General features: G+C 55.2%; 15 protein-coding genes and 1 tRNA gene. 5 read left to right on the top strand and 11 right to left on the bottom strand.

All coding sequences use genetic code 11. From position 1 onward, the window contains the following. Positions 1-7: 7 nt before the first annotated feature. From infA to ASE36_RS06080, 4 genes are all read left to right on the top strand, one after another. Complete coding sequence (infA, locus tag ASE36_RS06095; protein WP_004435948.1) at positions 8-226, top strand: translation initiation factor IF-1; 219 nt, start codon at positions 8-10, stop codon at positions 224-226. Between the two features lie 26 nt (positions 227-252). Then, entirely contained in the window at positions 253-873 is a 621-nt protein-coding gene (locus ASE36_RS06090; RefSeq protein ID WP_062276502.1) for a Maf-like protein, read from the top strand. A gap of 3 nt (positions 874-876) precedes the next feature. Further along, positions 877-1089 (top strand): DNA gyrase inhibitor YacG, encoded by a 213-nt coding sequence (yacG, locus tag ASE36_RS06085; protein WP_062276500.1) that lies wholly within the window; start codon positions 877-879, stop codon positions 1087-1089. A gap of 196 nt (positions 1090-1285) precedes the next feature. Beyond that, positions 1286-1361, top strand: a tRNA-Phe gene (locus ASE36_RS06080). A gap of 70 nt (positions 1362-1431) precedes the next feature. Here the strand turns inward: ASE36_RS06080 and ASE36_RS06075 are convergent. From ASE36_RS06075 to ASE36_RS06045, 7 genes are read right to left on the bottom strand one after another with little or no spacing between them, the layout of a single operon-like run. Beyond that, positions 1432-2526 (bottom strand): tyrosine-type recombinase/integrase, encoded by a 1095-nt coding sequence (locus ASE36_RS06075; RefSeq protein WP_062276497.1) that lies wholly within the window; start codon positions 2524-2526, stop codon positions 1432-1434. Further along, on the bottom strand, positions 2523-2759 hold the full coding sequence (locus tag ASE36_RS06070) for a hypothetical protein (protein WP_244474669.1): 237 nt from the start codon (positions 2757-2759) through the stop codon (positions 2523-2525). Before ASE36_RS06070 ends, ASE36_RS06075 begins: the two co-directional genes overlap by 4 nt. After that, the gene (locus tag ASE36_RS06065) at positions 2759-3946 is read right to left on the bottom strand and encodes a phage portal protein (RefSeq protein WP_082510854.1); all 1188 of its coding nucleotides are present in this window, start codon (positions 3944-3946) and stop codon (positions 2759-2761) included. The genes ASE36_RS06070 and ASE36_RS06065 overlap by 1 nt, the downstream gene beginning before the upstream one ends. Continuing rightward, a complete protein-coding gene (locus ASE36_RS06060) occupies positions 3933-4472 on the bottom strand; it encodes an HK97 family phage prohead protease (RefSeq protein WP_062276488.1) in 540 nt (179 codons plus the stop codon). The genes ASE36_RS06065 and ASE36_RS06060 overlap by 14 nt, the downstream gene beginning before the upstream one ends. A 2-nt stretch (positions 4473-4474) precedes the next feature. Next, on the bottom strand, positions 4475-5698 hold the full coding sequence (locus tag ASE36_RS06055) for a phage major capsid protein (protein WP_062276486.1): 1224 nt from the start codon (positions 5696-5698) through the stop codon (positions 4475-4477). Between the two features lie 57 nt (positions 5699-5755). After that, positions 5756-5950 carry a hypothetical protein gene (locus tag ASE36_RS06050; protein WP_062276484.1) on the bottom strand — a complete coding sequence of 65 codons (195 nt, stop codon included), beginning with the start codon at positions 5948-5950 and terminating at the stop codon, positions 5756-5758. Then, a complete protein-coding gene (locus ASE36_RS06045) occupies positions 5947-6402 on the bottom strand; it encodes a hypothetical protein (protein ID WP_062611275.1) in 456 nt (151 codons plus the stop codon). The genes ASE36_RS06050 and ASE36_RS06045 overlap by 4 nt, the downstream gene beginning before the upstream one ends. A 69-nt stretch (positions 6403-6471) precedes the next feature. On the opposite strand from ASE36_RS06045, the gene ASE36_RS06040 reads away from it, so the two are divergent. Continuing rightward, entirely contained in the window at positions 6472-6651 is a 180-nt protein-coding gene (locus ASE36_RS06040) for a hypothetical protein (protein ID WP_062276482.1), read from the top strand. 7 nt (positions 6652-6658) lie between these two features. Here ASE36_RS06040 and ASE36_RS06035 read toward each other — a convergent pair whose 3' ends face one another. The 4 genes from ASE36_RS06035 to ASE36_RS06020 form a co-directional block, all read right to left on the bottom strand. Then, complete coding sequence (locus ASE36_RS06035; RefSeq protein WP_062276480.1) at positions 6659-8677, bottom strand: phage tail length tape measure family protein; 2019 nt, start codon at positions 8675-8677, stop codon at positions 6659-6661. Further along, positions 8670-8903, bottom strand: coding sequence for a hypothetical protein (locus ASE36_RS06030; protein WP_062611272.1), 234 nt, complete (start codon positions 8901-8903; stop codon positions 8670-8672). The genes ASE36_RS06035 and ASE36_RS06030 overlap by 8 nt, the downstream gene beginning before the upstream one ends. After that, complete coding sequence (locus tag ASE36_RS06025; protein ID WP_062276477.1) at positions 8903-9133, bottom strand: hypothetical protein; 231 nt, start codon at positions 9131-9133, stop codon at positions 8903-8905. The genes ASE36_RS06030 and ASE36_RS06025 overlap by 1 nt, the downstream gene beginning before the upstream one ends. A gap of 522 nt (positions 9134-9655) precedes the next feature. Beyond that, the gene (locus ASE36_RS06020) at positions 9656-12025 is read right to left on the bottom strand and encodes a phage/plasmid primase, P4 family (RefSeq protein ID WP_062276475.1); all 2370 of its coding nucleotides are present in this window, start codon (positions 12023-12025) and stop codon (positions 9656-9658) included. Positions 12026-12570: the final 545 nt, after the last annotated feature.

Below are 12570 nucleotides of genomic sequence, written 5' to 3'. Positions count from 1 at the left end.
CCACTCTATGGCTAAAGAAGAAGTCCTCGAATTCCCCGGTGTCGTCACCGAATTGCTGCCCAACGCCACCTTCCGCGTCAAGCTGGAAAACGAACACGAGATCATCGCACACACCGCTGGCCGCATGCGCAAGAACCGCATCCGCGTTCTCGCCGGTGACAAGGTCCTGGTCGAGATGACCCCATACGACCTGACCAAGGGCCGTATCACCTACCGCTTCAAGTAAGCACCGCCGAGCGGCCGCGAGGGGTCATGGAACTGAGACAGAAGCTGATCTTGGCCTCCGGGTCGCCGCGCCGTGTCGATCTGCTCAAGCAGGCTGGCATCGAGCCCGCGCGCCTGATGCCGATGGACCTCGACGAAACGCCGAAGAAATCCGAGCATCCGCGTTCGCTTGCCAGAAGACTTTCCGCCGACAAGGCGAAAGCCGCTTACCAGCAGATCCGGAAGGATCTCGCCTGGAACAACAGCTATGTGCTGGCCGCCGATACGGTCGTTGCCGTCGGTCGTCGCATCCTGCCCAAGGCCGAACTCGTCCAGGAAGCGTCGTCGGCGCTGCATCTCTTGTCCGGCCGCAGCCACTGGGTCTTCACCGGTGTCTGCCTGATCGCCCCTGATGGCACGCTGCGCCAGAAGATCGTCGAAACGAAAGTCCGCTTCAAGCGTCTCTCGGGCTATGACATCGAGTGCTACCTCGCATCAGGTGAATGGCGCGGCAAGGCCGGGGCCTACGGCATCCAGGGCATCGCCGGTAGCTTCGTCCAGAAACTCGTCGGCTCCTACACCAATGTCGTCGGTCTGCCGCTCTTCGAGACGCTGCAGATGCTTCAGGGCGAAGGCTACGACGTCCATACCGGCTGGACGGAGGGCTGACGGATGCATGACGACCAGAACCCGCGGGTGGCCAAGGTGGAGCCGCTGCGTAAAGCGCTGCCTTGCCCTGAGTGCAAACGTCCCTCGACACGGGAAAATTATCCCTTTTGCTCAGACCGCTGCCGCAACCTCGATCTCTCCCGCTGGCTGAACGGCGCTTATGCCATCCCGGTGGCCGACGACGAATCCAAGGCCGACGATGAGGGCTACAACTGAAGGCCCTTGCCGGCTTGGCGACTGCCACGCGATCCTGTTGTTCGGATTGGCTTTTCCGCGATTTTCACATCTTCTTCAAAAAAGTGCCGCAAGCGGCTGGACATGGCCGAACAAGATGTTATAACCCCGCTCGCTCCCGGGGACATACCCCGGCGGTTTCGAAAGAAATCGGCAGGCTTCAAGCTGAAGCCGAGATGCCCGGATAGCTCAGTTGGTAGAGCAGCGGATTGAAAATCCGCGTGTCGGTGGTTCAAATCCGCCTCCGGGCACCATTCTAAGCCCTTATTGCGCCTTGCTTTTTCCATTTTTCCAGCCGTATAAGCGTGTTGCGGTTTGACAGAATTATTTGTCGAGTTTGACAAGTTTGGTTTTCCGTTTGTTCAATTCGACCTCAAAATCAGCAACAGCACTTTGCGTCTGTCGCGAGCGATCGGCCCTTCGTGAATAATGTTTCGCCATCGCTTCGGTAGCGTGCCCGAGAACAAGAGCAATTGTGCCGTTGTCTTTTTCCATCTCGGCAAGGATCGTTCCCACAGTATGACGGAGACCCTTGAGGGTGAGGCCAGGCTGTACAGCGCCGCTTTTTTCTAGCTTCTTTTTCAACTTGTCCCAGTTGGTGCTGAAGCCATTATAGGTCCAAGGCTTCCCGCGGCTGTTTGCGCACAACGTTATCGCATCATGTTTCGGCGCAGTCGCTAACGCTGCTCGTACCGGCTCGAAGAGGGGCAAATAAACAGGTTGGCCCGTTTTGTGACGGCGTGTGTCGATACCGGCCGAGGAAACGGCTGTCCGAGGGAGCTGTAATGCGTCTTGGGGGTCGAGGCCGTAGAACATCATGAGGCTGATTGGTAAAACCATCTGCGGTGGCAGGGAGGCTAAGACTGTTTCACGCTCATGGTCCGTCCAAGGTCGATTCGCATCCGCGAGATTCTTGGGACGTTCTGCGACGCTGACAGCTTCGACGGGGTTCTCTTTTACGTAATCATATTCAAGACCCCAGTTGAAAAGGAGCGACAGAACAGACCGAACGTAGTTGGCGAATCGGAACCCCTTTTTCAGTTCCGCACGATCGCGAATTTTCGCCACGAAGCTTCGCGTAAACTTCTCAAGGGGAGTATCATCGATCGGCTGCAACCAGTCGAACACCCGCTGATAATCGGCTCGGGTACGTTCCGCGCGCTTCTTGAATTTAGGGCTAGCGCGGTATTTTTTTATCAGCATCCCAAGCGTGCCGGGTCTGGTCTCACGCACCTTGTGGAGTTCATTTATTCGATGCACTTCCATATCGAACGCGAGGGAATACGGCTCGAACTTGGTGCAATCGATTTTCTCGCGACTTTGCCGATGGTAGGCACGCCATTCGAAAGGCGGCTTTTTATCCCGGAAGATTTGCCAGCCCTTATACTTGTTTACCCTCTTCTCGCGATCCGCACTCATCCGAGCCGCCCGAGAATGTCCTCATCGTTACCAGGTGCGCCGGATTTCAGGCTGTCCACCCATGCGTCAAGGTCGCGCATATCGTAGAGGTTGGAACCGTCTGGCATCGCCACTGGTTGCACTGAGCAGACGCCAGGGAAGCGCTTCGTCGGAAGCCCGACATATTCGCTGGCCTCTCGTGCCGATAACATGCGGCGGGGCGAAACTTTGATGTTGAGTGTTGCGCTTGCCATCAGTCCGAAACCTCGTTCTGTGTCGCGGGACGCGGGTTCCAACCTTCGATTTGACGGACTTCGTCAGTATCGAGAACCCCGGTATCAATTGCAATCTTGTGGGCATTCCAACGGGTCTCAGGATCACCACGCAGGAAGCCCGAGAGGTCCATTTCAATTTCGTATGCACTGGACGACGGGAAAACCGATCGAGCGAATTCGGCCTCGATCTTTCTCGCCCATGGGGAAAGACAGAACGTTGCGAACCACAGGCCCGCTTGGGCCGCGTTCGTAAAGGTATTGTTCTCGTAGCTCTGCACGATCGGCGGCGGAACCTGGAACAGACGACAAATTTCGATGACGCCGAAACGACGTGTTTCGAGCAATTCGGCATCTTCAGGCGAAATCTGTGCAGCCTTCCACTTCAATCCTTCTTCGAGGATCGGAGTTTTCCCCGCGTTGTTTGCGCCACTGTAGCGATTTGCCCAACTCTCCCCGAGTCGCTTGGCAACCTCCGCTGAAAGTTTCTCGTCTGTTTCCAAAACCCCGCTCGGGCTCGCACCGTTGCGCAAGAAAGCCGCCGCATGCTCGTTAGCTGCGTGAACACTGTTGACCGAATCTGCAGCCCGTGAAAGCCGCGAACGTCCAACCTTGCCGTCATCGGTTCGGTCGCGAAGGTGAATAACCTCCCCCTCAAGATAACGTCGTGTGCCGCGCTGGTCGGAAACGTCATAAGCCAGCCGACCGCTTTGCAGCTCGGAAATAGAAACCATGTTCCAAGGGATGTAGCGAAGGCCGCTCAATTGACCGTTGCTACCGTTTTCGATGACGGCGACACCATTCCCGCTCAACAGAGTTCCGGCAACAAGATGTTCGACAAAATCGGGCCAACTCATCTGATCGTTGGCACCACTACGCACCAGGCGGGCGAGAGGATGTGAAGGAACTTCGGCGCGGTTACCGTTGGTATCACGACGATAGACGATCACTGGCACGTAGGCGAGCGCCGTCGAAATGGCATTCACACAGGCAAGAACGGCAGAGAGATTTTCGGCCGCACGCGGTGACAACGAAGAGAAGCCGCCTCGGATCCCGAACCATTCAGCCAGGTAAGGGTCATCAGACTTAATTGCCTGTGAGGCACCTACACCCGGAGGCAAACCGAGCGAACGTGTCTCACGGCCAAGAATACGCTTAATCAAACCCATGGCGTGCTCCTGCCAAAATCAACATTCTTCGACGGCGCTCGAAATCCGATTCACCACGAGAACGAAGGGCGATTTCTGTATCGGGATATGCCGGCCAAGCACTGACGATTGAAATTTCTTTCAGGTCCACGGTGTGGAGGGTGCGCTTTTCACCCGACCATGTCTCGCCACCTTTGGGGACAACAAACCCGAACGACATGCCGCCGAGGTCACGACGTTCGGCAAGCGCGAGAACGTCACGTCCTGCAGATGTGTCGGGAAGATCGAGGCTAAATGCGAGACCCCGAGAATCTTCCGTCAGGCGCAAGGTGCCAGACTTTGTACGCCCGAGAACCCTACTCGCATCATGATCAAGCAGAGCGAGAACGTCACCAGTCAGGGCGGTGCGAAAAGCGCCGGGGGCAATCACTTCAGTGAACCCACCGATCCGCGCTTCTGTGCCAAACGTTGCGGCGTAACCTTCTAGCCGCCGCCCGTTGGTGCGTAGTTCGGTGAATGTTCGCCGTTCGATGTTGCCCCCGGTCATGATCAGATTTCCGCGTAGGAAAAAGCTTCGGAATGTCTGATGCCCGTATCGGCATCAAGGAAGGCATGAAGGAGTGCACCGCCATTCGAAGCGACGTCGGGATGATACGGGTTCAACAGAAGGTCAACCGCCGACCAGTACCCGATATAGAGCTCGCCCCACTGCCCATACACCAGCGCCGACTTGTTGCCGCCTGTTCCGATGTTGGTCGGAACCTGAGTCGTAACTTCCGCCCGCGTGTTGTGGAACAGTTCGGATACAGGCATGATATGACCATCGCCGTCCTTGAGCTTCCGAACCATCTTCATAACAGTCGGGTTCGTGAGGAATGCCGCCGTGCCGGTGACGTCATCCAGTTCAAGTTCAGAAATCAGGTTAGCCGTAGTGTCCGAGAATGCGGTTTCCGTGGTCACCTTCGACACGTTCGCAGTGTTCAGGATCCCGATCGGCGCGGTTACACCATTGCCGTCGATTGCTGCGGCGTCGAGCTTCTGAGCAAGCAGGAAACCCAAGTCACGACGAAGAATGCTTTCGATAGCAACGCTGCTCTGAATCAGCAGACGGCGCGACATGCGATATTCGCCAGCCACCGTTTTCGGGCTCATCGAAACCCGGCCAAACGTTGCGGCCGACCTGGTGACGTCTTGATTTTCGCCTATCCAATTGGCCGAACCACTGGAAAGCAAATTCGGCAGATCGAGGTCGCCGACAAGACCGCGAAGGACGGTCGCCCCCATGGCTTCAACCTTCAGAGCGGGGCGGAAACGGTCGGCGAGCGGACCAAGGTCGGTCTTGACGGTATAGCCGCCCGACGGGTCGGAAGCGACCATTTGGCCGGCACGCTGTTCGGCCGATCCGAGGAAGATTTCAGACGGCACGGCGAGATGAATGCCAGCACCCGAACGGCTTTCACGGCCCCGCTTCATTTCCTGGTCGATCTCAGCTTCACGACCTTCCAGGCGACCATTCATCGCGCCAAGAATGGCCTTGCCAAGATCGTAGTGACGCACTTCGTCAGAGAACTTCGTGTCACCGCTGAGAGGCCGGCCGACTTCCACACGTTCGAAAGCATCGATCTTCTTCGCACGGTCAATCTGAGCGTCGATCGAACGAAGTTCGGTTTCCGCCGTGTTGAACGCTTCAGAATTGTTGGCTTCGTGTGCGTCGGTCATGGTCTTCAGCGCGGTGTTGCGCTTTTCGATTAGGTCTTTGAGCTTGAGTGTCATGGTAATTGTCCATCTATGGGCCGTTGCCCGGTTACAGAAGAAACGGCAAGAACTTTGTCAGGCGTTGAGATTACGTCGAAACACGGGGAGATAATGGACACCCCGACGCTTCATTTCTTCTTCGGCAAGATCGGCCATGGCGCGTGTCAACTGTGCAAACCAAGCAAGTTGAGCGTGGGACAGTTGGTCCAGCTTGCCGCCCGTGACATGCTCAAGGGCTTCTGATGCTTCGTTCTGGATTGCAGAGGTCATTCGCCGCCTCCTAGTTCTTCAGCAACGCGACGGGCGATCGTTTCGCGAATCTGTTTGATGTCGAAGTGCTGCACGTCTTCGACGGGGTAACCGGCAAACCTGGCCTCTAGGATCTCTTCAGATTTGAAAATGTCCTTGAAAATCCAAACATTTCGATTGCCGGGCATAGCAGTTTCAACGATCGAAATGTACCGCGCATCCGGGTATGAACGCGCCTTCTCGGACACCCAACAGGCAAGTTGACCGGCCATTTTCGCATGAACTTTTCTGTCGAGAAGTTTTCTGAACAGATAAAGCGTTAGCAGATCATGTTCGCTGAACTCTCGCGACCGACCTCTGATCGTTTTCGGAAGACAGGGCATGCGACCGGCAGAGACGTTCTCGTTAAGGCGGTCGGGATCGATCCCAACCACACGGCACGCCTGGTTTGTGTTAAGAATAAGGTTATTCATCGTGGAGCCTCGTTTCGAAGTGAAATTGCCATGCAGTAGAAGAAAACGCAAGAACTTTATGGAGGGGCGATGACCGTGTCAGTGGACGAAATTCGCCAAGCCATGAAAACCCTCGCTAGAGCCATTAAAACCCAACCGTACGGTGAGCAACTTTGGCCCATCTTCGAGAGACTTGAGCGCGAGTTAAAGGCTGCAGAAGACAAAGAAGCACGCTTGAAAACAGCCTTGGAATACGAGCCGAAAAACTGAAGCGCCTTCACAGGAACCTCTCTTTGGTGTCCGTCATCAGCTTCGGCATTTCGCCCTTAACCCGCTCGAACGCACTTTTACTCGCAACGCTGACAATCGTCCCACTAGCAGTCCGAATCCGCTGATCAGCAATTGACGCCATTCGGCCCGAGTCATCGATCAAGACGATTTCGACTTCGTCACGACTTGATTTCTTCGCCATCTCCGAAGCGCTCGGGCTGTTGATCTGGACAGGAACCTTGCCACCGGCCGGAAGCGGAATAACCGCTTCCTGACCGTGCACGACGCCGACCGCCTGCCCGCGCCGACCACCTGTGTTCGGTGTGCCGGATGCGAACCCGAAAATCTTCCCTATGCCACCGAGAATAGCGCTGAAGATGCCTTTTCCGCCACCGCCGCCCATCGCTCCGGCACCAGAACCAAACGAGCCCAAAAGGGCGTTCGTGCCCATATCGAGCAGCTTATCAGCGAGCTTGTTCAAGGCATTCGACAACGCTTCAGCGCCCGACTTCCCTGCCTTCAGATCAGACAGGAAACCCTTGAAAACGTCCTTTTCTAGGTTCGCCCATTCTTCGGCGTTCTTCTGGATATTCTTCTGTTCTTCAGAGAGTCGTTTTGCTTCCGACGAGGCTTCAGCGTAACCGGTCGCCAAAGCCGAAATCTGTTCACGCAACTGCGGTGTGATTTCCATCCCGGCACGTTGCGCGTCAGCAAGTAACTTCTGTTCGGCCTGCGCTTTTTCCATCGCGAAACCGTAATCTTTCACAAGGGGATTGATTGCCGCCTGTGCAGCCGTCGATTCACGAAGCGCGGCAGTCCGTTCCCGGATCCCTGCAACTTCATCCTTGAAGGCATTAGCACCGCGTCCGCCGCCCCCGGTCTTCTTCGGCGTGTAACCATCGGGCAAACCGGTCAGCTCGATCTTGGGGCGTTCTGTCGGTGTCGGTGCGTTGCCGAACGGCTGGAAATCTTCACCGGAATAAAGCTTGCCGCCTTCCGAGAACAGCGGTGACAACGACCCGAGCGGCGGGCCATTCTTGCCCACGGTCAACGCGTTCAGTGACTCTTGGTCAAAAATTCGCGCCTGGGTAATTGCGCCCGCGATGGTCTGAGACAAATTGGCAAAAGCTGCGGCAAAATCGTTCAATGCCGGAATGCCAGAACTACCGATAGCCGCCGCCATTGCATCTTGAATTTCTGTGAAGTCTGCCTGCGTGGCGGTACCGTCGGCGACCTTCGCTCGAAGATTCTGAAACGCCTGATTCAGGTCGTTGATGATTTCTGTTTCTTCACCGGCCGATGCGAGCTGACTTTTCAGATCCGTGAAAGCAACATTGACCGCCTCAATCTCTGCACGGGCCAGCGTCCATTGTTTGTCGGCCAACGTTCTCGACGCCTGCAACAGGTCAGCCGCATTTTTCGCGGTCGCCAGAGCGGCAACATAAGCCTGAAGCGCGGGCACAGCGTCGCCCCACGTCTTCGCGACACTCTCGATAAGTTTCGCCTGTTCCTCAACTACCTTGTTCGCCTCTTCCCCCCCGCTTGTCAGGCTAGAAAAGTATTGAACGGCATAACCACCCGCGCCAATAATGGCGAAGGTCAGCAAAGAAAACGGGTTCAGGACGGACGTCACCGCACCCGCCAAGATCGAACCGAAACCGCGAATTGACGTGCCGGTTTGGTTGAACAATTGCGAAATCTGCGTGCCTTGCTGCAGCATAACCAGAAATGGCGACTGACCACCGGCAAGAGACACCCCGATATCGTTAAACTGGGCGGCTAGATTTGCCGTCGCGAACGACGCATTCCTGACAGCGCCGGTTGCAGCGGTGGCACCCCTGCTCACACCGTTAAATGCCGCTCCCGCCCCTTTGCTGATGTTCTGATTTGCCGCCGCAAAATCATTTTCCATCTTCTGTGCAGACTTCGCGGCGTCCTTCACGAGTTTTGCAAGTTCTCGCTCCATCCGCGCTTGTGTCACGCCGATTTGGACAAGTAGACCGCCGCTATCTGCCGATTCAGCCATTTTTCGTTCTCTCCAAATGCTCGTGGTAGTCCTTCAGCTCGTTCTCCAAGATGTCACGCCACTCTTCTGATCCTTTGAGCAGCGCGATAACGAAAGAAGCACCCGTGAAAACGTCATACCGGCGCAAATCTTCACCCACGAGGGAAGCGCCGGGGCTTTTGTCAAAACCGGCCATCATGGCGCGGAATGACGTTTCCAACGGTGAATAGGTCTGATCGTTGCTCATCAATGCGCCCATACGTCTTGCTGGTCTGCAAAATCCAAAAGTTCGGCTTTAATCGTTTCCGCTAACTCTGGTTTATCGCCGAGAAGGTTCATCGCGACGGCTGCACTAGCGAACCAATTGTATCGCAGGGTGCGGAGCTGTGCGACGGACAAGCTTTCTCCTGCAAACATCGCACAAACGAAGTTTTGAAACTCATTCTCGATCGGGGTGTAGCTGGTATCGGTTTTCATGATCACCTCCGTTGATGTGACACAGTGGTATCACGGTACTAGAAGAAACCGCAACTACTTTTTTCCTCACTTTATCCCCGCATCACTGCATTTTATTCGTTTCGTATCCGAACCGATTTTGTCCCGACGGTGCATCAGTGAAAAAGTGCTTGGGGGGCCGGTCCGCAGCATTCAGGGCTGTAGCGATTCCCCAAGTGGTCAATGACGTTTCAATGACGTTTCAATGACGAGCTCAAGTCGAAATAGATCAACTAAATCAATGACATGACGAGAATGGCGCGTTTTGCCCACATCTCCAGACATAATGAAGCAAACAAACCATTCTTTTTTATTCTCTCTGCATAAGAGTTGGAATAAGTCGTCACACTCGTCATGAATGATAATTAACTGTTTAAATACAAAGGCTTAAGCATGACGATTTGAATTTTAAAGTCGTCATGGGTCGTCATGGGTCGTCATGGATCACTCGAAAATAAACCCGCTACGAGGGCGGGTCATTATAGTTGAATGATGATTGTTCAATCAGACGGGCATTCCGCGAATTGATAGACCGGTTATGACACGCTCATGCATAGTACGTGACCGACCGTAGCCCAACGCCTCAAGCCTGTTCCCGAACTGCAGCAGACCAAGGATGTTTCTGACACCATTCGACTCGGCCCATCCTCGATACACCCCGTAAAGCATCGTTGTGCCGACCGACGCACCCGGCTTCGGCTCGCACCTATCGTCCACGAACTGAGCGACCTGATCCGCTTCGACCTGCCACTTCCTTTTTGCTTCGAGCGAAGAGACAGGCACGGTGAAGCCGTTACGGACGACAACAGCGGCGTATGCCCCAAGGACGTGGTTAAGGATGCCCGGTAGTTCGGCCCGGAGCTTCTGCTTAAGGTTAGGATCCTGTTCGGAAGGTGCAAAGACTCGGTTGAATTTAATCACCAGGGCGCGCCGAAAGAAGGCGTCGGAATAGTCTCGTGTGTGTGGGACGAAGTTAGTTCCAAACCAGCACGTTGCAAAAGGACGCATAACGAAAGGGTCTTTGCCCTTGTGCTCTACCGTCGCCGCTTCACCACTGGTTATGGCCTTCAGTTCGGCGTCCGCGATCGTCTCACCTTGTTTCAATTCGCTGATGATGTTCGCTAGCTTCTGGTCGAGATGGCCTCGCTGAAAACGGTTGTCGAAATTGGACGGCTGGACACCCGCGACATTCTCTTTGCCTAGAAGCGCCTCAAGGGTTGCCAGCAGAACAGATTTACCGTTCGCGCCAGCACCAATCAGCAACGCGAATTTCTCTCGGTTTGCATGGCTCATGAGCGAATAGCCCATCATTTCCAAGACCACTCGAATTTTGTCGTCTCGGTCCTGATCGTCTCGAAAGACATCCATCAAAAACCGCTCGAAGAGGGGTGCACGTGCCGTTGGATCGAAGGCAACAGGGATTTGAGTTGTTCTATACAATTCGCGCCGATGCGGATTCAGCACCCATTGCCCATTTACGAATTCGAGTTCGCCATTTGTGCAATTGACCGTTTCGGAATTGCCAAGATTGAATTCATGATCCGGTCGAAAAATCTCAGTCTTCATCACATCGGTGACGCCACTGATACGAGGTGCGGTGACGGTGAAGCCGTCGGCCGCAAGCGTCGCCTGGACATGCTTCTTTAACTCTCGATCGTCCGCACGCTTCCAGACCCCGTGAGAGAATTTCCAACTGAATTGACCGACATGAATAATGTTCTCGGGGCCAATTTTTGAAATGGCTTTGCGAGCAAATTCCAAATGGTCCGGTTCGCTTTCCTCGGATCCCGCCTGCTTTTTCAGGTCCGCCATTGTCAGGCCGGTGTTTGCCTTGAGCTGTGAAAGCACCGTTGCTTTTTCAACAGCTCCGAGCTTTGCCGCTTCACCACACAGACGCTTGATCGCTTCGACATCGGCGGGCGAAATGTCTCTCGCTTCTGTCATCACCTGATTGAACGTCGTGCCCACAGGGGCGACGGCAGGGTGACGCGAATAGACATTGCGGGTGGACTGCACGGCTTTGCTGATCGTCACCGAACAATAGTCGGCACGTTCCCACTTATCGCGCATCAGACCAGAACGACGAAACAGCCGGTCCATTCGAGCCGGGTTCTTGCCTGTCCAGAAAGCGAGGGCGTTGCAAAGCGCCTGGTCGGCGCTGGAATGATCGAACGGCTTTCCGCTCGTTGACGGATAGACACGCCCCAAGACATCCACACGGGCTTGCCATAGGTCGGTGAACGATGCCGCGTCGCCGAACGCTGCCGCGATGCTACCACGGGCTGACAGCATCAGGGCGATAAGCTCATCATCATCCGTCGGCCCCGACCATGCCGGATCGGCGACGTCAACCAACGGTGTGCTGTCGGTCGGATCGGTCGAGACTGGCACGATCGAAGCAAGCAAAGGCGTCCAATCGAGATCGGGATTCAAGCCATTGTTGTTCGGCCCGAGAGCGATAAAACGCTTATCGGTGTAGACCTCAATTTTAAGACCCGAAGGCAACACGAACTTTTTCCGCCTCGGGCCGAGAGCAAGAATGTCAGCACGGCCCCAAATATGAAAGCCGTTTCCCGACACGCTCAGTTCGGAAAATGCGCCGGGAAACATCGCCAACAAATCTAGAGCTCGTTGATCCCAATTGCCGGCCGTGTCTTTCGCGTCATCGACATCGATGCAAAAAAACGGATCGCCATCGGTGAGAACGAAACCCACGGGAAGGCCGGTCGCCCGAGCTTGGTCGTATGTTAACCAGTTCTTGGGGTCGTGAGGGTCGATCGGAATTCGAGACTTCGGATCGGTCGGAATCTTCGTCGGCTTGCCGCCTGGAACAGGTACGGCTTGCCACGTGATGAACTGTTGAAGACCTATCATTTTCCACCCCAAAGGCTTGCGAAGCAGCGGGGCAATGTGGTATTCAAATACCCGCGATCATGTTTATTCCCCCCGTTTTCCTTTCCCGAGGAAGCGGGGGTTTTTCGTTTTGGCGGTCCATCGCGGTTTGACAACGCACGCCTAACACATTGATTTCCAATCGAGTGTTTGACAGGTTTTCCCGCAGAAGCTATTGAAATCGCCGGTACAAACCCGGATTGAAAATCCGCGTGTCGGTGGTTCAAATCCGCCTCCGGGCACCATTTTCTCCTGAGAAAGATATTCGTTCACGGCGGCCTTTCCCGCTGAATTTACCTGTCCTTCTCCGCTCCGTCTCCACCAAGCCCCTTGGCCGCCTCCATGCCGGGCGTTGAGCGGTCCTCCTTCCGCCTGCGACTAACGGAGAATGTACGACTCTCCGCAGATTGGTTACTCCTAGACAATTGTCTATTCCGCCTTGGGACAAGGATGGGCGGGATCGACCTGGAGGAAGCGTCGTCCGCTTGGGCGACGTCACCGTTGCGCGAGATCTGTTCGTTGGAAAC

Origin of the sequence: Rhizobium sp. Root274, from assembly GCF_001429245.1 — a bacterium.
Lineage (GTDB): Bacteria > Pseudomonadota > Alphaproteobacteria > Rhizobiales > Rhizobiaceae > Allorhizobium.
Note: the sequence above shows the minus strand (reverse complement) of the source record. Positions and strands in the feature narration are given on the sequence as shown.